Origin of the sequence: Variovorax sp. RTB1 (assembly GCF_035018765.1) — a bacterium.
Taxonomy (GTDB): domain Bacteria; phylum Pseudomonadota; class Gammaproteobacteria; order Burkholderiales; family Burkholderiaceae_C; genus Variovorax.
The window spans coordinates 12,999-34,180 of sequence record NZ_JASJXG010000018.1; the positions used below are offsets into that span (position 1 = coordinate 12,999).

Below are 21,182 nucleotides of genomic sequence, written 5' to 3' on the forward strand. Positions count from 1 at the left end.
ATCAGCCCTCCCGCTTTCCGAGCAGGCCCTTGGGCCGGAAGATCAGTATCAACACCAGCATCAGGTACGGCAGGATCGGCGCCACCTGCGCAACGCTGAGTTGCAGCAGTTCATGCCCGAAAGTCTGGTCGGTTACTTGGATGCCGATGGCCTGCAGTCCGCTTGCCATCGACTGGTCTATGGCTACCGCGAAGGTCTGCAACGAGCCAATCAACAACGACGCGAGAAACGCCCCCGCCAGCGAACCCATCCCGCCCACTACTACCACCACGAAAACGATCGAGCCCACAGCGCCGGCCATGCCCGGCTCAGTGACGTAGGTGTTGCCGGCAATGACGCCAGCCAGGGCCGCCAGCGCCGCGCCGCCACCAAAAACCATCATGAAGACACGCGGTACGTTATGCCCGAGCGACTCAACCGTTTCCGGGTGGGTCAGCGCGGCCTGGATCACCAGACCGATGCGGGTGCGCGTCAGAAGCAGCCAGACCGACAGCAACATCAGCAACGCCAGCAGCATGATGAACGACCGCGATCGTGGGAACTGCGTACCGAACATTGTGAAGAGCGGCCCCTGCAGTTGGGACGGCAAGCCGTAAGGCACGGTGGCCCGCCCCCATACCAGCTGTACCACTTCGAGAATCAGGTACGACAAGCCGAAGGTCACGAGCAGTTCCGGGACATGCCCGAACTTGTGCACGCGGCGAAGGCAATAGCGCTCGAACGCAGCGCCGATCACGAAGACCATCAATGGTGCGATCAGCAGTGCCGGCCAGAAGCCGACGATGCCTGACAAGGTGTACGCGAAATATGCACCCAGCATATAAAAGCTGGTGTGCGCAAAGTTAAGCACACCCATCATGCTGAAGATCAGCGTAAGGCCCGAACTGAGCATGAAAAGGAGCAAGCCGTAGCTCAACCCATTTAGAAGCGAGATAGTGAAAAATTCCATGAAGGCGTCGTTGGTGCCGGTTGCAGCGTGTAGATCCAAAAACAACGCCGGGAAGCGACTCGCATCGCTTGCCGGCGTTCTTGCGTCATGACAGCCTGACGATTACGGACGTTTCATCTGGCAGCTGGTGGGCGTGCTGGCAATGTAGGGCTCGAGGTACTTCACCGGCACGAAGGAGAAGCCCGTCTTCTCATCGTTGTAGGTGTGAGTGCCGCCGTTCTTTTCCCATTTGGAAATCCACATGCCCTGCTGCATCTGGTGATCGCTCTTGCGCATTTCAGCTTCGCCGTTGAAGCCATTGAACTTGAGACCCTCGAGTGCAGCCGCGACCTTGACCGGATCCGTCGACTTCGCCTTGGCCATGGCGTTACTCAGCATGACAAGGCCGTTATAAATCGAGAAGGTATAAAAATCGTCGTCGAACTTCTTCTGAAAGTCCCGCGCCAGTTGCCCCATACGGCCGGTGTATTCGGAGTGGTTGTAGGCAATCTGGTAGACCTGCAACGGCGTCTTGGCCGCTGCCAGTGCGGTCGGGGTGCCCGAGACGCCGGCGTAGTAGGCATACACGGGAATGGTCATGCCTGCGTCGTTCAACGCCTTAACGAACAGGGTCATGTCTTGACCCCAATTACCGGTGACGATGGTGTCGGCGCCCGACTGCTTGATTTTGGCGACGTAGGGCGCGAAGTCCTTTACTTGGCCAAGGGGCACGAGGTCATCACCGACAATCTGAGAATCGGGTCGCTTACGCGCCATGCCTTCCTTGAAGTACTTGGCGACCTGCTGGCCGTGGGAGTAATTCTGGTTCAGCAGATAGACTTTTTTGACCTCGGGTCGATCTTTCATGAACGAGGTCAGCGCCTCCATCTTCATACTGGTGTCGGCGTCGAGCCGAAAGTGCCAGTAGTTGCACTTATCGTTGGTCAGGCTCGGGTCCACAGCGGCGTAGTTAAGGTAAATCACCTCTTTGCCGGGGTTTCGATCATTGAATTTGCCAACCGCGTCGGACAGCGGCACTGCGACATTCGAGCCGTTGCCTTGCGTGACGTACCGGTATCCCTGATCGGTGGCCGATTTGAGCAGGCTGAGCGCTTCCTGCGGCGAGCTTTTGCTGTCGAAGCCTTCGATCTCGAATTTGATGCCTGCTGGGTTTTCGGCAGCCGTCAAGTTCGCCGCGACGAATTGCCAACTTTTCAACTGGTTCTGTCCGACGTTGGCGAAAGGCCCCGAAAGACCTTCGATCATCGCGATCTTGACGGTTTCTCCCTTCTGGGCGAAAGCGCCGGCAGCGCTGACGAGCAGTACTGTGGCGGCAATGAGTTTGAGTGTGTACTTCAATCTGGTCTCCTGGTGTGGCCTGAGGGCGTGTTGCGCCGGGCAAGGTTACAAGCGTTTTCACCCCCATCCGTCAGGGAATGCCCGTAAGCGGGAAAGCACAAAGGGCCATTCTTATCACCCATGCGACATGCAAGTTCTACCGTTCGGTAGAAACGCGCGACACCCCCGCGCAAATCGCTTGCTCAGACGCTCGGCAGCTTGTAGTCCTTCAGTTGCTCCCGCAACTTCGTCTTGAGAATTTTCCCCGTAGCGCCCAGCGGGATCGCTTCGATGAACACCACGTCATCGGGAATTTGCCACTTGGCAGTCTTGCCCTCGTAGAACTTGAGCAACTCTTCGCGTGTGACCTCGCCCCCAGGCTTCTTGACCACGACAACGATCGGCCGCTCGTCCCACTTCGGATGCGCCACGCCCACGCAGGCCGCCATCGCGATGGCTGGATGCGCGACGGCGATGTTCTCGATGTCGATCGAGCTGATCCACTCGCCGCCTGACTTGATGACATCCTTGCTGCGGTCGGTGATCTGCAAGTAGCCGTCGGCGTCGATGGTCGCGACGTCGCCTGTCGGGAACCAGCCGCGGTGCTGCGCGTCGGGAATGAGCGGGTCGCCGCCCTCGCCCTTGAAGTATTCCTTGACGATCCACGGGCCCTTGACCAGCAAATCGCCATACGCCTTGCCGTCCCACGGCAGCTCCTCGCCTGCGCCGTCGACGATCTTCATGTCGACGCCGAAGATCGCGCGGCCCTGCTTCATGCGGATGAGGGTCTGCGCCTCGGGTGGCAGCGAAAGATGCTTGTTCTTCAAAGTGCACAGCGTTCCGAGCGGGCTCATCTCCGTCATGCCCCAGGCGTGCAGCACCTCGACGTTGTACTGGTCCTGAAAGGCCTTGATCATGGCCGGCGGACAGGCCGAACCACCGATCACCGTGCGGTTCAGTTTGGAGAACTTCAGGTCGTTGGTCTGCATGTGGCCGAGCATCATTTGCCAGACCGTCGGCACGCCTGCCGCGAAGGTCACGCCTTCGGATTCGATGAGTTCGAAGATCGACTTGCCGTCCATCGCCGGCCCCGGGAACACCAGCTTGGCACCCACGAGCGCCGCCGAGTACGGAATGCCCCAGGCATTGACGTGAAACATCGGCACTACCGGCAATACCGAGTCGCGTGCCGAGATGCACATCACGTCGGGCAACGCCGCAGCGTAGGCGTGAAGGATGGTCGAGCGGTGGCTGTAAAGCGCGGCCTTCGGGTTGCCGGTGGTGCCGCTCGTGTAGCACATGCTCGACGCCGAGTTTTCGTCGAAGGTCGGCCAGTCGTAGACGGTCGAATGGGTACCCATCCACGCTTCATAGCTCACCAGGTTCGGGATACCGGTATCGGCGGGCAGCTTGTCGGCATCGCACAGTGCGACGTATTTCTTGATCGATGGGCAACGTGCGTGCACCGCCTGCACCAGCGGCAGAAAGGTCATGTCGAAGCACAGGATCTGGTCTTCAGCGTGGTTGGCGATCCAGGCGATCTGGTCGGGATGCAGTCGCGGGTTGATGGTGTGCAGCACGCGGCCGGTACCGCTGACGCCGTAGTAGAGCTCCAGATGGCGATAACCGTTCCAGGCCAGCGTGGCGACGCGGTCGCTGAAGATCAGTTGCTCTTCATCCAGCGCGTTGGCGACCTGGCGGGATCGGGATGCGATCTGGCTCCAGGTGCTGCGGTGAATGTCGCCTTCGACCCGACGAGAAACGATTTCGGCGTCGCCGTGGTGGCGCTCGGCAAATTCGATCAGCGACGAGATCGAAAGTGGTTGGTCTTGCATCAAACCCAGCATGGGGAAATTCCTTAAAGATCGAAAAGCGAAAACGAAAAATAGCAAAAGAAATCGTTGCGGGAGTATTGCGCAGTGCAGCAGCGCGCCGATGGGGGAATGCCCCATGTCGACGCTCGGGTCCGTGCGGCGCGTGCGGCCTTTTCAACTGCCGGACAATGGAAGCATGACTACGTCTTCCATTGCCGAGCTTGCTGTCGTTGCCCCGCTGGCCGATTCAGACAGCGGGTTGCACTTCGACAATCGATTCGCCGCGCTCAGCTCGGCTTTCTTCACCCGGCTGCAGCCGACACCCCTGCCCGATCCGTACTGGGTTGGCCGCAGCGACGCGACCGCGCGGCTGCTCGGGCTCGACGCCGACTGGTTCGCCTCCGACTCGGCCCTCGGCGTGCTCACCGGCAACGCCCTGCTTGCCGGGATGGCGCCGCTCTCGAGCGTCTACAGCGGCCATCAGTTCGGCGTGTGGGCTGGCCAGCTCGGGGACGGGCGCGCGATCCTGCTCGGCGAAACCGCTGCGAACCCCGAAACGTCGGGATTCGAATTGCAATTGAAGGGCGCCGGCCTCACGCCCTACTCTCGCATGGGGGACGGCCGGGCGGTGCTGCGGTCGAGCATCCGCGAGTTCCTCTGCAGCGAGGCGATGCACGGCCTGGGCATTGCGACCACGCGCGCGCTGAGCGTGACCGGCTCCGATGCCCGCGTGCGGCGCGAAGAAATCGAAACGGCCGCGGTCGTCGCGCGTGTCGCACCGAGCTTCATCCGGTTCGGTCACTTCGAGCACTTCACTGCCAATCAGAAAGAAGGCGAGTTGCGGACACTGGCCGACTTCGTTATCGACAACTTCTATCCGGCCTGCCGGACGACGGACCGATTCGGCGGCAACGCCTACGCCGCCTTTCTCGAGGCCGTCAGCGAGCGCACAGCCGCGTTGATGGCGCAATGGCAAGCGGTCGGCTTTTGCCACGGCGTGATGAACACCGACAACATGAGCATCCTGGGGCTCACGATCGACTACGGCCCGTTCCAGTTCCTTGACGGCTTCGATCCGCAGCACATCTGCAACCACAGCGACACCAGCGGCCGCTATGCCTTCAACCAGCAGCCGAACGTCGCTTACTGGAATTTGTTTTGCCTGGCGCAAGCGCTTCTGCCGCTGATCGGCGAGCAGGAGGTCGCGGTGGCCGCACTGGAGTCGTACAAATCGGTGTTTCCGAGCGCGTTCGAAGCGCGGATGCGGGCCAAGCTCGGGCTCGAAGGCCTGTCGGAGCCGGCTGAAGGCGACCGCGCGCTCATAGAGGGAGTGCTGAAACTGCTGGCGGCAGAGAAAGTCGACTGGACGATCTTCTGGCGTCGCTTGTCGCACCATGTCGGCGCGGCCAATGTAGAAGGCGCCGCCGCTGCCAATGCTGAACCCGTGCGCGACCTTTTCATCGATCGCGAGGGCTTCGACGCCTGGCTGCTATCATTTTCGAGGCGTCACGCCGGCGTCGCGTCCGACGTGGCAGTCCGCTTGATGCTCGCGACCAACCCGAAGTTCGTTCTGCGGAACCACCTCGGGCAGCAGGCGATCGAACTGGCGCAAGGCACTTCGCCCGGTGCCGGCAAAGACTTCAGCGGCATCGAGCGCTTGCTCAGACTGCTTGAAACCCCGTTTGAAGAACATCCCGGCTTCGACCAATATGCCGGTTTCCCGCCCGACTGGGCTTCCTCCATCGAAATCAGCTGCTCCTCATGACCACACCCGTCCAGAAAACCGACGCCGAATGGAAGGCCATCCTGGCCGAAAAAGGCGCTGAATCCGTCGCCTTCGAGGTTACGCGCCATGCGGCCACCGAGCGCCCCTACACCGGCAAGTACGAAACCGAATGGGCCGACGGCACGTATCACTGCATCTGTTGCGGCGCCAAGCTGTTCGAAGCCGGCAAGAAGTTCGACGCCGGCTGCGGCTGGCCCAGCTTTTCCGAAGAAGCCGTGCCGGGCGCGATCAAGGACATCGTCGACCGTTCGCACGGCATGACGCGCACCGAAAACGTGTGCGCGAACTGCGGCGCGCATCTCGGTCACGTGTTTCCAGACGGCCCGACCGACACCGGCCTGCGCTACTGCATGAATTCCGCCTCGCTGGATTTCCAGAAAAAGCCTGAATGAAGCTTGTCCTCGACTTCTTTCCCATCCTGCTGTTTTTCGGTGCGTACAAGCTTTCCGACATCTACACCGCGACCGCCGTGCTAATGGGCGCGACCGTGCTGCAAATGCTCATCACCTACTTCAGGGAGGGCAAGCTACAGACGATGCAGAAGGCGACGCTGGTGTTGATCCTGCTGTTCGGCACGCTGACGCTGGTGTTGCACGACGACCGCTTTATCAAATGGAAGCCGACGGTCTTGTATTCGGCCATGGCGGTTGCGCTCGCCATTGCCTACTGGGTCGCCAAGAAGAACTTCCTGCAGATGATGCTGGGCCAGCAACTGCAATTGCCCGACCGCATCTGGACGCACCTGAACATCGCGTGGATTTGCTATTGCCTCTTCATGGCGGCGATCAATGGTTATGTGGCGGCGTACTTCACGACAGAGGCTTGGGTCAATTTCAAGCTTTGGGGCTACGTGTTCCCGATCGCGTTTTTGGTCGCGCAAGGCCTCTACATTTCGCCGCATCTGAAATCGGACGAGCAGTCATCGTGAACACCGAGACCACCGTGACCACTGCGCTTCCGACCACTGCTTCGCTGGAGGCAGCATTGCGTGAAGCCTTGCAGCCCACATCGCTCGAAGTCCTCGATGAAAGCGCCTCGCATGCTGGCCACTCGGGCGCCAACGCCGAGGGCTACGGCACCCATTTCAGGGTGCGCATCGCTTCGCCGTTGTTCGACGGAAAGTCCCGTTTGGCGCGCCATCGCCTTGTGTATCATTCCTTGGAGAATTTCATCGCACAAGGCCTTCACGCCATTGCCATCGAGACCCTTTAGGGTCCTCACTTTCCCACCTTCTCCCATGAAAAAACAAATCCTGAAGGCCGTCACGGCCACGATGCTGATCGGCACGTTTTCTTTTGCAGCACTGGCGCAAAACGCCGCCATCGTCAACGGCAAGGCAGTCCCCAAAACCCGCATGGACATGCTGGCCCAGCAACTTGCTGCCGCGGGCCGCCCGGTCACTCCTGAAATGCAGCCGCAACTTCGCGAGGAAGTCATCACCCGCGAAGTGTTCATGCAAGAAGCGCAAAAGCAGGCGCTCGATGCCAATGACGACTACAAGGCGCAGCTCGAACTGGCGCGCCAGGCCATCATGATTCGCCAGCTGTTCGAAAACTTCAAGAAGACACATCCGGTGACCGATGCCGAAGTGCAGGCCGAGTACGACAAGTTCGTCGCTGCCAACGGCGGCAAGGAATACAAGTCACGGCATATCCTGGTTGAAACGAAAGACCAAGCCGACAAGATCATGGCGGACCTCAAAAAGGGCGGCAAGTTCGAAGACATTGCCAAAAAGCAGAGCAAGGACCCAGGTTCGGGCGCGAAGGGCGGCGACCTCGACTGGGCCAATCCGGGAAGTTTCGTTCCTGAATTCTCGGAAGCGCTGATCAAGCTCAAGAAGGGCGAGACCACATCGGAACCGATCAAGTCGCAGTTCGGCTATCACATCATCCGGCTCGACGACGTGCGCCAGGCGCAGTTGCCGAAGGTCGACGAAGTCAAGCCGCAGATCACGCAACAGTTGCAGCAGCAGCGCCTGCAGAAGTACCAGGAAGATCTCCGCGCCGCGGCCAAGATCGAGTAAGCGTCGAAAAGAGCGCCGCGGAACACTGCGGCACAAAGAAAAAGCGGCCTGCGGGCCGCTTTTTTCATGGGCCGTTCACCCAACCCACTTGCGCGCGTTGCGCCAAAGTTGCGACCACGGGCTTAGCGCACTTCGGTCGCCCGATGTCCAGCTCATTTGCACGTTGCGTGACACCCGCTCCGGGTGCGGCATCACTGCCGTGAACCGGCCGTCGGCCGTCGTCACCGCCGTCAATCCGCCGGCGCTGCCGTTCGGGTTGGACGGGTACTGCTCGGTCGGCTGGCCGTGGTTGTCGACAAAGCGCATCGATGCGATGGCTTTCGCTGCGTCGCCGCGGTGCTTGAAGTTGGCATAGCCCTCGCCATGCGAAACCACGATCGGCAGCTTGGCCCCCGCCATGCCGGCAAAAAACAGGCTCGGCGATTCGAGCACTTCGACCATCGACAGGCGCGCCTCAAAGCGTTCGCTCTGGTTCGTCGTGAAGCGCGGCCAGGCTTCGGCACCGGGAATGATGTCGGCCAGCTCGGCGAACATCTGGCAGCCATTGCACACACCGAGTCCGAAAGTGTCGGTACGGCTGAAGAACGACTGGAACTGCGCCGAGAGCTTCGGGTTGAAGGTGATGCTGCGCGCCCAGCCGATGCCTGCACCCAGCGTGTCGCCGTAGCTGAATCCACCACACGCGACCACACCCTTGAAGTCCGCCAGGTCGGCACGGCCGGTCTGCAGGTCGGTCATGTGGATGTCGAACGCCTCGAAGCCGGCTTCGGTGAAAGCGTAGGCCATCTCGACGTGCGAGTTGACGCCTTGCTCGCGGAGGATGGCGACTTTGGGGCGAGTCTTCAAATAGGCCGCGGAGCTGTCGCCCCCGCCCCAACCCTCTCCCGCCGGGGGAGCGGGTAACTCGAGGTGCAGGCCGGGGTCTTGGGGATCACCGGCTGACGCGTGTTCTGCGTCGGCGCAGGCGGGATTGTCGCGCTCGCGGGCGATCTTCCAGCTGACGGCATCCCAGACCTGGTGCAAGTCGTGCAGGCTGGCGCTGAAGACCGATTTGGCATCGCGCCAGACTTCGACCTTGCCTTTGCCGCTGTCCATCGGCGCAGCGGCTGGCCGCGTCTTGCCGACGAAGTGGCTGTGGGCACTGAGCCCGTGCGTGCGCAACAACTGCATGACGTCGTTGCGATCGGCGGTGCGCACTTGCAGCAACATGCCGAGCTCTTCGTTGAAGAGCGCTTTGAGCGTCAGCTCCTCGCGCCGTGCGCTCACTTGCGTCGCCCAGTTCTTCGCGTCACCCGTCTCCATACGGCTGTCCGAAATGCCATCGCCTTCGGTAACCAGCATGTCGACGTTGAGCGACACGCCCACATGCCCTGCGAACGCCATCTCGCAGGCGGCAGCGAACAGCCCGCCATCGCTGCGATCGTGCATCGCCAGGATCTTGCCGTCGGCACGCAAGGCGTTCACCGCGTTGACCAGTGCGACCAGTTGCGCCGGATCGTCGAGGTCGGGCACCACGTCGCCGCTCTGGCCGAGCGTCTGCGAAAGGATGCTGCCGGCCATGCGGTGTTGGCCGCGCCCGAGGTCGATCAGCACCAGCGTCGTGTCGAGTTCGGTGGCATCGAGCTGCGGCGTCAGCGTGCCGCGCACGTCGGTCAGCGTGGCGAAGGCGGTGACGATCAGGCTCACCGGCGAGGTGACCTTTTTCTTCGCGCCGCCGTCACCGGAGGGGCCTTGTGGTTCGGTCCACTGCGTGCGCATCGACAGCGAATCCTTGCCGACCGGAATCGACACGCCGAGCGCCGGGCACAGCTCCAGACCCACCGCTTTCACGGTTTCGTACAGCGCCGCGTCTTCGCCAGGCTCACCGCACGCCGCCATCCAGTTGGCAGACAGCTTGACGCGCGACAACTCGATCGGCGCCGCCAGCAGATTCGTGATCGCCTCGCCGACTGCCATGCGGCCAGAAGCCGGCGCGTCGTATACGGCCAGCGGCGTGCGCTCGCCCATGCTCATCGCCTCGCCCGCGAAGCCCTTGTAGTCGGCCAGCGTGACGGCGCAGTCGGCCACCGGCACCTGCCACGGACCGACCATCTGGTCGCGGTGCGTGAGGCCACCTACGGTACGATCGCCGATGGTGATGAGGAAGCGCTTCGAGGCTACGGTCGGGTGCGAGAGCACGTCGATCGCGGCCTTTTGCAGGTCGACGCCGGTAAGTTCGAGCGGCTTGAATCGGCGGGGGACGGACTTGACGTCGCGGTGCATTTTGGGGGGCTTGCCAAGGAGGACATCCATAGGCATGTCGACCGGCTCGGTTGCTGCGCTTTCATCGGCCACGATCAGCTGCCGCGACTCGGTCGCCACGCCCACGACCGAAAACGGACACCTTTCCCGTTCACAAAACGCCTTGAAGACCTCCAGCGATTCCGAGGCAATCGCCAGCACGTAGCGCTCCTGGCTTTCGTTGCACCAGATTTCTTTAGGCGCCATGCCGGACTCTTCGAGCGGTACCGCACGCAGGTCGAAGCGAGCGCCGCGGCCGGCATCGTTGGTCAGTTCAGGAAATGCATTGCTCAGGCCGCCGGCGCCGACGTCGTGAATCGCCAGGATCGGATTGGCCGCGCCCTGCTGCCAGCAATGGTTGATGACCTCCTGCGCGCGCCGCTCGATCTCCGGATTGCCGCGCTGCACGGAGTCGAAGTCGAGTTGGGCCGCGTTGGCGCCAGTCGCCATCGAGCTCGCGGCGCTGCCGCCCATGCCGATGCGCATGCCCGGACCACCCAGCTGGATCAACAGAGAGCCGGCCGGAAACTGGATTTTCTTGGTCTGGATGGCGTCGATGCTCCCCAGGCCGCCGGCGATCATGATCGGCTTGTGATAACCCCGTTGCACCGTGTCGACGTCGCTGGTGATCGGCTGCTCGTACTCACGGAAGTAGCCGAGCAGATTGGGCCGGCCGAATTCGTTATTGAACGCGGCGCCGCCCAGCGGACCCTCCGTCATGATCTGCAGCGGGCTCGCGATGTGCTCCGGCTTGCCATACTGGGCGGCGGCGTCGGGCCACAGCGTCGACACGGTAAAACCGGTCAGGCCGGCCTTGGGCTTGGAGCCGCGGCCGGTCGCGCCCTCGTCGCGGATTTCACCGCCCGCACCTGTCGATGCGCCCGGAAATGGCGAAATGGCGGTCGGATGGTTGTGGGTCTCGACCTTCATCAGCACGTGGTGCAGTGCGTCGTCCTTCTGGTAGCTACCGGAAGCGTCGGCCATGAAGCGCTCGATGTGCGAGCCTTCCATCACCGAGGCGTTGTCTGAATACGCCACCACCGTGTGCTGAGGGTTCTGCTTCTCCGTGTGGCGAATCATCGAGAACAGGCTTTGAGGCTGCGCCTTGCCGTCGATGGTGAAGTCGGCATTGAAGATCTTGTGGCGGCAGTGCTCGCTGTTGGCCTGCGCGAACATCATCAGCTCGACGTCGCTCGGGTTGCGCCCGAGCTTGGTGAAGGCGTCGACCAGGTAGTCGATTTCGTCGTCGGCCAGCGCCAGGCCGAAGGTCGTGTTGGCTGCGGCCAGTGCCGCCCTGCCCCCGACCAGCACGTCGACCTGCACCATTGGCTGCGCCGGCAGTTCCGCGAACAGTGCGGCCGCACCTTCGACGCCTGGCTGCACCGACTCGGTCATGCGGTCGTGCAGCAGCGCGGCGACCGCCACCAGCTTTTCGTCGCCGAGCACCGGCGCCTTGCCGATGAGGGGTGATTTCAAACTCAAGTGGTATTGCGTGACGCGCTCGACGCGGCGTAGGGCGAGCCCGCAGTTATGCGCGATGTCGGTCGCTTTCGAAGCCCACGGCGAGACCGTACCGAGCCGCGGGGTGACGACCAGCGTGGTGGAACTTTTCGGCGCCAGGAAGGGCTCGCCGTAGGTCAGCAATGCGGCCAGATGCTCGCGCTCCGCGGCCGTCGGCGCGGTGTCGGTGACGACCAGGTGCACGAATCGCGCGGCAAGCCCGTCGATCTTCGGCTCGATGACCTGCAGCCGGGGCAGCAACTGGCGCGCTCGAAAGTCACTGAGTGCGGTCCCGCCCTCGAACAAGGTCACGACAGGAGTCACTAAAGAAGTGGCGGTGGGAACGGACTGCGTCACGATGATGGCCTGGGCCGGGAGACCGACCGGAGAAAAGGAAGAACAAAGAAGAACTTCAGACCGGATGGCCGCTGACTGGGGCCATCCGCATGAGCCTTCAAGTTTAACGGGGGGCCGATGGGATAATTCAGGCATGAGCATTACCTACAACAACGCCGAAGGCATTGCCGCGATGCGCGTGGCCGGCAGGCTGGGCTCCGAGGTGCTGGACTACCTCACGCCCTTCATTCAGCCCGGCATCACGACCAATGAAATCGACCGCCTGGCGGCCGAGTACATGGTCGAGCAAGGCACCACCTCCGCGACAGTCGGCTACATGGGCGCCAGCAGCGTGCCCTTCCCTAAATCGCTGTGTACCTCGGTCAATCACGTGGTCTGCCACGGCATCCCGAACGACAAGCCCCTCAAGAAGGGCGACGTCATGAACATCGACGTTACCGTCGTCAAGGACGGTTGGTTCGGTGACAACAGCCGGATGTTCGTGATCGGCGACGCGTCGATCGCGGCCAAGCGCCTGTGCGCCATCACCTACGACGCGATGTGGCACGGCATCCTGCAGGTGCGTCCCGGCGCGCATTTGGGAGACGTCGGGCACGCCATTCAGAAGTTCGCTGAAGGGCATGGTTTCTCGATCGTCCGCGAGTTTTGCGGACACGGCGTCGGCCGGAACTTTCATGAAGAACCGCAGGTGCTGCACTATGGCCGCCCCGGCACCATGGAGGAACTCAAGCCCGGCATGATCTTCACCATCGAGCCGATGATCAACGCCGGCAAGCGCGACATCAAGGAAGACGCGAAGGCCGGCCAGTACGACGGCTGGACCATCGTCACGCGCGATCATTCGTTGTCGGCGCAGTGGGAGCATTCGGTGCTGGTGACCGAAACCGGCTACGAGGTGCTGACCCTGTCGGCCGGCAGCCCGCCGCCGCCTTCGTTCGTCACCGCCACCAAAACCTGATCGATGACAGCCCGTTCGACCGACATGGTGTGATCGAAGCTCCGAACATCGACGTGGGGATGCTGCGCGAGTCGTATCGCGCAGACAAGCTCGCCCTGTTCGACACGCTGCGCTTTGCCCGCGCACCGACTCGCAGCGTGCACGGTGTGTTGCGCCAGCTGTCGGCATTGGCCGACGAGACGCTGCGCATGCTCTGGCAAGACGCTGATTTCGGCAATGAGCTGGTGCTGGCAGCCGTCGGCGGTTTCGGTCGCGGCGAGCTCTTTCCGTATTCCGATGTCGATGTGCTGTTGTTGCTGCCGGCCAGCCATGCCGACTCCATCGACCCCGGCCGCATCGAGGCTTTTATCGGCCGCTGCTGGGATGCCGGTCTCGAGATCGGGTCGAGCGTTCGCACCATCGACGAATGCTTGGGTGAGGCCGAAAAAGACGTCACGGTGCAGACGTCGCTGCTCGAATCGCGGCTGATCGCCGGCGACAAGAAGCTCTACACCAGCTTTCGCAAACGCTTCACGGCGGCCATCGACCCACAGGCTTTCTTCGCTGCCAAGTCGCAAGAAATGCGGCATCGGCATCAAAAGTACGACAACACGCCCTACGCGCTGGAACCCAACTGCAAGGAATCGCCGGGAGGGCTGCGCGACCTGCAGACCATTCTGTGGATGACCAAGGCGGCAGGCTTCGGCAGTCGCTGGGACGACCTCGCCAAAAGCGGCTTGGCGACCGTTTTCGAAGTTCAGCAGATCAAGCGCAACGAGGCGCTGCTCAGCCTGATTCGCGCGCGCCTTCACGTGATCGCCAACCGGCGCGAAGACCGGCTGGTGTTCGACTTGCAGACGGCCGTGGCAGCCACCTTCGGCTACGAGGGCATTTCGCAGCGCAAGGCCAGCGAGGCGCTGATGCGGCGCTATTACTGGGCGGCCAAGGCGGTGACGCAGCTGAACCAGATCATGCTGCTCAACATCGCCGAGCGACTGCAGCCGCAGGCCGATCAGCCAACCCGTATCAACGACCGCTTCTTCGAGAAAGGCGGGTTGATCGAGATCGCCAGCGACGACCTGTACCAGCGCGATCCGCACGCGATTCTCGAAACGTTCCTGCTGTATCAGAAGACCATCGGAGTGAACGGCCTGTCGCCGCGCACGCTGCGGGCGCTGTACAACGCGCGCCGCGTCATGGACAGCAAGTTTCGCAACGACCGGGTGAATCACATCACCTTCATGCGCATGCTGCTGGAACCGCGCGGCATCACGCACGCGATGCGGCTGATGAACCAGACGTCGGTGCTGGGCCGCTACCTGCGCGTGTTCCGGAGCATCGTCGGGCAGATGCAGCACGACCTGTTCCACGTCTACACGGTCGATCAGCACATCCTCATGGTGCTGCGCAACGTAAGGCGTTTTTTCGTGGCCGAGCACGCGCACGAGTACCCGTTTTGTTCGCAGCTCGCGGCCGGCTGGGACAAGCCGTGGGTGCTCTATGTGGCGGCCCTGTACCACGACATCGCCAAGGGCCGCGGCGGCGATCACTCCACGCTCGGTGCGCGTGACGTGCGGCGTTTTTGCCAGCAGCACGACATCGGCCGCGAAGACACGAAGCTCATCGAATTTCTGGTGACCGAGCACCTGACCATGAGCACGGTTGCGCAAAAGCAGGACCTGAGCGACGCGGAAGTGATCGGCGCTTTCGCCAAGCGTGTCGGCAGCGAGCGTTACCTGACCGGCCTCTACCTGCTGACCATCGCCGACATCCGCGGCACCTCGCCGCGTGTCTGGAACGCGTGGAAAGGCAAGCTGCTCGAAGACCTGTACCGCGCCACGCTGCGTACGCTCGGCGGCCACATGCCGGATGCGGGTGCCGAGATCGAAGCGCGCAAGCACGACGCCCTGGTGCAACTGGCTTTGTATGCGGAGCGTTTCGAGTCGCACAAGGCACTGTGGGAGACGCTCGATGTCGGCTACTTCATGCGGCACGACGCGTCGGAAATTGCCTGGCATGCCAAGCAGCTGTCGCGTCACGTGCCGATGCGCGGGGTGCCGATCGATCCGTCGACGCAGCCCATCGTGCGGGCTCGGCTGTCGCCCATCGGCGAGGGACTGCAGGTGGTCGTGTACACGCCCGACCAGCCCGATCTGTTCGTGCGCATCTGCGGCTACTTCGACCAGTCGTCGTTCAGCATCATCGACGCCAAGGTCCACACCACGAGCAACGGCTACGCGCTCGACACCTTCCAGATCGTGACCGCCTTCGCGCCGGAGCACTACCGCGACCTGATGAGCATGGTCGAGACCGGCCTTGCCAAGGCGCTCGAAGAAACCGGACCGCTGCCCGCGCCGAGCAAGGGCCGCGTGTCGCGCCGCGTGCGCAGCTTTCCAATCAACCCGCGCATCAGCCTGGTGCCGGACGACAAGGCGCAGCGCTGGGTTCTCAACATCTCGGCGAGTGACCGTGCAGGCCTGTTGTATTCGGTGGCACGGGTGCTGGCGCACCATCACCTGAATCTGCAACTCGCCAAGGTTACGACCCTGGGCGAGCGGGTGGAAGACAGCTTTTTGATCAGCGGCCCCGAGCTGCAGGGCCAGCGCGCCCAGCTGGCCATCCAGACCGAGTTGCTCGAAGCGCTCGCGCCCTGATCAGCCACCGAACATTCCGGAGTTTTTTCAATGACCGAGCCCACCGACACCGTCTACCTCATCGATGTCGACAACACGCTGCTCGACAACGACCGGATCATTGCCGACCTGCGGCAACATCTCGAAGAGGCCTTCGGCATGGCCAGCGCCGATCGTTACTGGGAAACGCTGGAAACGCTGCGGACCGAGCTTGGCTACGTCGATTACCTCGGCGCGCTGCAGCACTATCGCAACGACGAGAGCCTGCGTGGCATGAAGGACTCGCGCTTGCTGCTGATGTCCGGCTACCTGATCGACTACCCGTTCGCCGACCGTGTGTATCCGGGCGCACTGGATGCGCTGAAGGCGCTTCGGCAACGTGGCCCCGTCGCCATCGTGTCGGACGGCGATGTCGTCTTTCAACCGCGCAAAGTGCAACAGGCTGCGCTCTGGGACGCCGTCGAAGGCCGCGTCCTGATCTACGTGCACAAAGAGCAGATGCTGGACGCCATCTCCGCGGCCTACCCTGCCCGGCACTACGTGATGATCGACGACAAGCTGCGCATCCTGTCGGCCATGAAGGCCGTTTGGGGTGCGCGCCTGACCACCGTTTTCGTGCGCCAGGGCCATTACGCGCTCGACACGCAAGCCCTTGCCGCCTATGCGCCTGCCGACATCACCGTCGAGCGCATCGGCGATCTCGTCGACTACCAGTGGCCGGCTTTGCCGGAGACATGACCGGAGACATGACATGAGCCAGAACATCAGCCCCCTCGCCGGCCAGCCGGCACCGTACGCTTCGCTGGTCAATGTGCCGCGGCTCGTCTCGGCCTACTACAGCGGCCGGCCCGATGCGTCGGTGGCGGCGCAGCGCGTCGCCTTCGGTACTTCGGGCCATCGCGGCTCGTCTTTCGACGACTCGTTCAACGAGTGGCATGTGCTGGCGATCACGCAGGCCATCTGCGACTTTCGGAAGCAAAAGGGCATCGACGGCCCTTTGTTTCTGGGCATCGACACGCATGCGCTGTCGACGCCGGCGTTCGCCAGTGCGGTGGAAGTGCTGGCCGCGAATGGCGTCGAGCTGATGCTGTCGAAAGACGACGAGTACACGCCGACGCCGGCCGTGTCGCACGCCATCCTGGTGTACAACCGCGGTCGAAAAATCGGCCCGGGCAGCGGGCTGGCCGACGGTATCGTGGTCTCGCCCTCGCACAATCCGCCCGAGAGTGGCGGCTTCAAATACAACCCGCCGAACGGGGGACCGGCCGGCACCGACATCACGTCGGCGGTCGAGGCTGCAGCCAACGCGATGCTGGCCAACGGACTTGCCGGCGTGAAGCGGATGCCGCTGGCGCAGGCGCTTAAAGCATCGACCACGCATCGCCACGACTTCCTCAACAATTACGTCGAAGACCTCGCCAGCGTGATCGACATGGACGCCATCCGCGGTGCCGAAGTCGAGATGGGCGTCGACCCGCTCGGCGGTGCCGGCGTCAACTACTGGGCGGCCATCGGCGCGCGCTACAAGCTCAAGCTGACAGTGCTCAACCCTGAGGTCGACCCGCGGTTTCGCTTCATGTCGCTCGACTGGGACGGGCGCATCCGCATGGATCCGTCGTCGCCCTACGCGATGCACAGCCTGGTGGAACACAAGGAGCGCTTTCCGATCATCTTCGCCTGCGACACCGACCACGACCGTCACGGCATCGTCACGCGCACGTCGGGCCTGATGCAGCCGAACAGTTACCTGGCGGTGATGGTCGATTACCTCTTCACCCACCGCCCGCACTGGTCGGCATCGGCGTCCGTCGGCAAGACGCTGGTCAGCAGCAGCATGATCGACCGCGTGGCTGCCAGCGTGGGCCGCAAGGTGTACGAGGTGCCGGTCGGCTTCAAGTGGTTCGTCGACGGACTGGTCGACGGTTCGCTCGGCTTTGGCGGCGAAGAGAGCGCCGGCGCGACCTTTCTGCGTCGCGATGGCGCGGTCTGGACGACCGACAAGGACGGACTCATCGCCGCCCTGCTCTCTGGCGAGATCAAGGCGCAGACCGGGCGCGACCCGGGCGAGCGCTATGCCGAGTTGACCGCCGCGCTCGGCAAGCCGGTGTCTGATCGAGTCGATGCGGCCGCCACGCCGGCGCAAAAGAAGCGCCTGTCGACGTTGTCGCCAGCGCAGATCACCTCCACGCAACTGGCCGGGGAAAAAGTCGTGAACGTCTTGAGCAACGCACCGGGCAACGGCGCAGCGTTGGGCGGCGTCAAGGTCATGACCGAGAACGGCTGGTTCGCGGCACGGCCTTCGGGCACCGAGAACATCTACAAGATCTACGGCGAGAGCTTCCTGGGTGAAGCGCATTTGCAGCGGATTCTGGGTGAGGCGCAGACGGTGGTGGACCAGGCGCTGGGCGACTGAACGGATCGAATCGGACGTCGAGCAGACACTGCGCCTGGCGCGTCAGTCGCGCCCCGTTGACAGCCGGCGCTCCAGCCACGCGCTGTAGCGCGACAGGCTGAAGCACAGCACCCAGTAGACCGCGGCAAGGAACAGGTAGCCTTCGAGGTAGAACGGCCGCCAGGTCGTATCACCGCCGAGCGCCAGGCCCAGCGCGCCGGTCAGTTCGAACAAGCCGACGATGGTCACGAGCGAGGTGTCTTTCAACGTGCCGACCACGCTGTTGGTCAGGGCAGGAACGACCAGCCGCAGCGCTTGCGGCAGGATGATGTCGCGCTGCACCGGCCAGCGGCCGAAGCCCAGCGCCATCGCCACGTCGGTCTGCCCGCGCGGCACCGCCTGAAGTCCGCCACGGATGATCTCCGCCAGGTAGGCGGCGACGAACAACGCCAGGCCAGCCAGCACCCGAACCAGCACGTCGAGCTGCCATCCAGCAGGCCACAGCAGCGGCAGCAAAAACGACGCCATGAACAGCACCGAGATCAACGGCACGCCGCGCACCAGTTCGATGTACGTGGCGCTCAGCGTACGCACCACCGGCCATTGGGAGCGGCGCCCCAAAGCCAGCAGCAACGCCAGCGGAAATGCCAGCGCCAGACTGACCACCGCCAGGCTGATGGTCAGCGGAAGGCCACCCCAACGGCTGGTCGGCACGTAGACAAGGCCGAGCCAGCCACCGCGCATCAGCACCACGAAAACCACCAGCGTGACGACCCACAGCGGCAGCAGCCAGACGCGCCAGCTGCGCGGCCAGGCACTCAGCAGCGTCGTCGTGGTCAGCACGGCAACGGCGACAGCGGGACGCCATTGGTCTTCGTACGGATAGCGGCCGAACAGAATGGGGCGCCATTTTTCGGCGATCACGCCCCAGCAGGCACCGTGATGGCCGGCCGCTCGACAGGCCTCGGCGTCGGGTCGGAACACCGCGTGCAACACGGCCCAGTCGAACACGTATACGCCGACCCATGCGAACAACGCCAGCAGCACGACCGTGAACACGCTTCGCACCGGCGAGCCGAACAGTTCGCTGCGCCAGGCGATCCGGTCGTTCATTGCCACCCCCGCAACGCAACCCGCGCATTGTAAAAATTCATCGCGCCCGAGATCGACAACGACAACGCCAGGTAGACCGCCATGATGATGGCGATGCATTCGAAGGTGCGGCCGGTCGAGTTGAAGGATGTGTTGGCGATCGACATCAGCTCCGGATAGCCGACCGCCACCGCCAGCGACGAGTTCTTCGTGAGGCTCAGCAATTGGTTTGTGAGCGACGGCACGATCACCCGCAGCGCCTGCGGCAGTACGACGATGCGCAGCTGCTGCAGCGGCGTGAGGCCGAGCGCCTGCGCAGCGAGCTTCTGACCTTGTGAGACCGAACCGATGCCGGCCCGCACGATCTCCGCGACGAACGCGGCCGTGTACGCCGCGAGCCCGATCACCACCGTGAGGTATTCCGGGCTAAGTGCCGCACCGCCAGTCACGTTGAAACTGCTGCGCTCGGGCCAGTCGAAATGCGACGGCCACCAGGCGCCGGCCTCGCGCACCGGCCACGGGATCGTCAGGCCGTCCTTGCTGAGCCACACGCCGCGCACCAGCTCGATGGCTTCGGTCGAATCGGGCAGCAGCTGCGTGAGTGCGAAGTACAGCATCAGCATCTGTACGAGGAGCGGGATGTTGCGCAGCGTCTGCACGTACGCGCCGCAGATGCCGCGCACCAGCACGTGCGGCGCGAGCCGGCCGATGCCGATCAACGTGCCGAACACGACGGCCAGGATCGAGGCCGGCACCGCGGCGCGCAGCGTGTTGATCAGGCCCGCCAGAAAAGCGCGCCAGTAGGGTTGCCCCGCCTCGAAATCGAGCCAGCCCTCACCAATGCCGAAGCCGGCCGGGTCAAGCAGAAAATCGAAGCCCGACTGCACGCCGCGTGCGCGCAAAACGCCCAGCGCATGCAACACCAGCCAGACGGCACCGCCCGCGATGGCGGCGAGCAGCAGGGCCTGAACGACCCAGGCGATCCAGCGGCCGGACGCCGCCCCCTTCACCGGACAGGAGGGGCGTACATCAGGCCGCCCTTGCTCCACAGGTTGTTGACGCCGCGCGGCAGCTTCAACACCGACTTCGGTCCGACGTTGCGTTCGAAGATTTCACCGTAATTGCCGACCGCCTTGATCGCGCGGTACGACCAGTCCTTGTCGAGCCCGAGCAGCTTGCCGAGGTCGTCGCTGGTGCCGAGCAGCCGTTGTTGCGCCGGGTCTTTGCTGTCGGTCTTGAGCGTGTCGATGTTGGCCTGCGTGATGCCGACCTCCTCCGCCTCGATGAGCGCGTTGGGCACCCACTTGGCGATGGCGAACCACTCGTCGTCGCCACGGCGCACCAGTGGCGCGAGCGGTTCCTTGGAGATCAGTTCCGGCAGGATCAGGTAGTCGTCGGCATTGGGCGCCTCCTTGTTTCGCAGGCCGGCAAGGGCCGAGGCATCGGTCGTGAAGGCCTGGCAACGGCCTGCGAAGAAGGCCTTGAACGAGGCCTCGAAGCTTTCGAACACGACGGTCTTGATCGGGATGTTCTGCGCCTTGAACCAGTCCGACACGTTCTTCTCGTTGGTGGTGCCCGACTGCGTGCAGATGGTCGCCCCCTTGAGTTGCTTGGCGCTCGTCACCTTGATCTTCTTCGGCACCAGGAAGCCCTGCCCGTCGTAGTAATTGATCGTCGTGAAGTTGAAGCCGAGCGAGGCATCGCGCGTCAGGTTCCATGTCGTGTTGCGCGCCAGGATGTCGACCTCGCCGGCCTGCAGGGCGGAAAAGCGCTGTTGCGAATTGAGCGGCACGAAGTCGACCTTCTTGGGATCACCCAGCACCGCCGCCGCAATGGCGCGGCAGCTGTCGACGTCGAGGCCCGACCAGTTGCCTTGCGTGTCCGGTGCGGAGAAACCGGCGACGCCGTTGGTGACGCCGCATTTGACGGTGCCGCGCTGCTTGACCGCATCGAGCGTCTTGCCGGCAAAAGCCGACACCGAAGCGCCAAGCGCAAGGATGGAAAGGGCTGCAGCGGCAGCCGGTACGAGCGTCGGACGAATGCTTTTCATGGTGTTGTGATTCAGTGCCTAAAAGTGCGTAGAACGATTTTTGGCAGTGTAC

Annotated in this window: 16 protein-coding genes; 9 read left to right on the top strand and 7 right to left on the bottom strand. The window is 63.1% G+C overall.

The window, feature by feature from the left end; all coding sequences use genetic code 11:
* Window position 1 precedes the first annotated feature (1 nt).
* The 3 genes from QN397_RS13180 to QN397_RS13190 form a co-directional block, all read right to left on the bottom strand.
* Complete coding sequence (locus QN397_RS13180) at window positions 2–949, bottom strand: branched-chain amino acid ABC transporter permease (protein WP_323495918.1); 948 nt, start codon at window positions 947–949, stop codon at window positions 2–4.
* Window positions 950–1,051: 102 nt separating this feature from the next.
* Complete coding sequence (locus tag QN397_RS13185) at window positions 1,052–2,287, bottom strand: branched-chain amino acid ABC transporter substrate-binding protein (protein ID WP_323495917.1); 1,236 nt, start codon at window positions 2,285–2,287, stop codon at window positions 1,052–1,054.
* 182 nt (window positions 2,288–2,469) lie between these two features.
* Window positions 2,470–4,113 (bottom strand): 3-(methylthio)propionyl-CoA ligase, encoded by a 1,644-nt coding sequence (locus QN397_RS13190; protein ID WP_323501063.1) that lies wholly within the window; start codon window positions 4,111–4,113, stop codon window positions 2,470–2,472.
* Between the two features lie 163 nt (window positions 4,114–4,276).
* Here QN397_RS13190 and QN397_RS13195 point away from each other — a divergent pair, with 163 nt between their 5' ends.
* From QN397_RS13195 to QN397_RS13215, 5 genes are read left to right on the top strand one after another with little or no spacing between them, the layout of a single operon-like run.
* Window positions 4,277–5,845, top strand: coding sequence for a protein adenylyltransferase SelO (locus QN397_RS13195; protein ID WP_323501064.1), 1,569 nt, complete (start codon window positions 4,277–4,279; stop codon window positions 5,843–5,845).
* Window positions 5,842–6,258: a peptide-methionine (R)-S-oxide reductase MsrB gene (gene msrB, locus QN397_RS13200; RefSeq protein ID WP_323501065.1), complete on the top strand. Its 417-nt coding sequence runs from the start codon at window positions 5,842–5,844 to the stop codon at window positions 6,256–6,258. Before QN397_RS13195 ends, msrB begins: the two co-directional genes overlap by 4 nt.
* Complete coding sequence (locus tag QN397_RS13205; protein WP_323501066.1) at window positions 6,255–6,794, top strand: septation protein A; 540 nt, start codon at window positions 6,255–6,257, stop codon at window positions 6,792–6,794. Before msrB ends, QN397_RS13205 begins: the two co-directional genes overlap by 4 nt.
* The gene (locus tag QN397_RS13210; protein WP_323501067.1) at window positions 6,791–7,078 is read left to right on the top strand and encodes a BolA family protein; all 288 of its coding nucleotides are present in this window, start codon (window positions 6,791–6,793) and stop codon (window positions 7,076–7,078) included. Before QN397_RS13205 ends, QN397_RS13210 begins: the two co-directional genes overlap by 4 nt.
* Before the next feature lie 25 nt (window positions 7,079–7,103).
* Window positions 7,104–7,889 carry a peptidylprolyl isomerase gene (locus QN397_RS13215; RefSeq protein ID WP_323501068.1) on the top strand — a complete coding sequence of 262 codons (786 nt, stop codon included), beginning with the start codon at window positions 7,104–7,106 and terminating at the stop codon, window positions 7,887–7,889.
* A gap of 75 nt (window positions 7,890–7,964) precedes the next feature.
* Here the strand turns inward: QN397_RS13215 and purL are convergent, their stop codons facing one another.
* A complete protein-coding gene (purL, locus tag QN397_RS13220) occupies window positions 7,965–12,026 on the bottom strand; it encodes a phosphoribosylformylglycinamidine synthase (protein WP_416352326.1) in 4,062 nt (1,353 codons plus the stop codon).
* 133 nt (window positions 12,027–12,159) lie between these two features.
* Here purL and map point away from each other — a divergent pair, with 133 nt between their 5' ends.
* The 4 genes from map to pgm are packed head-to-tail and all read left to right on the top strand — an operon-like array spanning window position 12,160 to window position 18,009.
* On the top strand, window positions 12,160–12,984 hold the full coding sequence (gene map, locus QN397_RS13225) for a type I methionyl aminopeptidase (protein ID WP_323501069.1): 825 nt from the start codon (window positions 12,160–12,162) through the stop codon (window positions 12,982–12,984).
* Window positions 12,985–13,013: 29 nt separating this feature from the next.
* The gene (locus QN397_RS13230) at window positions 13,014–15,617 is read left to right on the top strand and encodes a [protein-PII] uridylyltransferase (RefSeq protein ID WP_323495910.1); all 2,604 of its coding nucleotides are present in this window, start codon (window positions 13,014–13,016) and stop codon (window positions 15,615–15,617) included.
* A gap of 30 nt (window positions 15,618–15,647) precedes the next feature.
* On the top strand, window positions 15,648–16,334 hold the full coding sequence (locus tag QN397_RS13235) for an HAD family hydrolase (protein ID WP_323501070.1): 687 nt from the start codon (window positions 15,648–15,650) through the stop codon (window positions 16,332–16,334).
* 13 nt (window positions 16,335–16,347) lie between these two features.
* The gene (gene pgm, locus QN397_RS13240; RefSeq protein ID WP_323501071.1) at window positions 16,348–18,009 is read left to right on the top strand and encodes a phosphoglucomutase (alpha-D-glucose-1,6-bisphosphate-dependent); all 1,662 of its coding nucleotides are present in this window, start codon (window positions 16,348–16,350) and stop codon (window positions 18,007–18,009) included.
* 42 nt (window positions 18,010–18,051) lie between these two features.
* On the opposite strand, the gene QN397_RS13245 is transcribed toward pgm, so the two are convergent.
* The 3 genes from QN397_RS13245 to QN397_RS13255 are packed head-to-tail and all read right to left on the bottom strand — an operon-like array spanning window position 18,052 to window position 21,130.
* Window positions 18,052–19,101 (bottom strand): amino acid ABC transporter permease, encoded by a 1,050-nt coding sequence (locus QN397_RS13245; RefSeq protein ID WP_323501072.1) that lies wholly within the window; start codon window positions 19,099–19,101, stop codon window positions 18,052–18,054.
* The gene (locus tag QN397_RS13250; protein WP_187051831.1) at window positions 19,098–20,090 is read right to left on the bottom strand and encodes an amino acid ABC transporter permease; all 993 of its coding nucleotides are present in this window, start codon (window positions 20,088–20,090) and stop codon (window positions 19,098–19,100) included. Before QN397_RS13250 ends, QN397_RS13245 begins: the two co-directional genes overlap by 4 nt.
* Window positions 20,087–21,130 carry an amino acid ABC transporter substrate-binding protein gene (locus QN397_RS13255; protein WP_323501073.1) on the bottom strand — a complete coding sequence of 348 codons (1,044 nt, stop codon included), beginning with the start codon at window positions 21,128–21,130 and terminating at the stop codon, window positions 20,087–20,089. The genes QN397_RS13250 and QN397_RS13255 overlap by 4 nt, the downstream gene beginning before the upstream one ends.
* Between the last annotated feature and the right edge of the window lie 52 nt (window positions 21,131–21,182).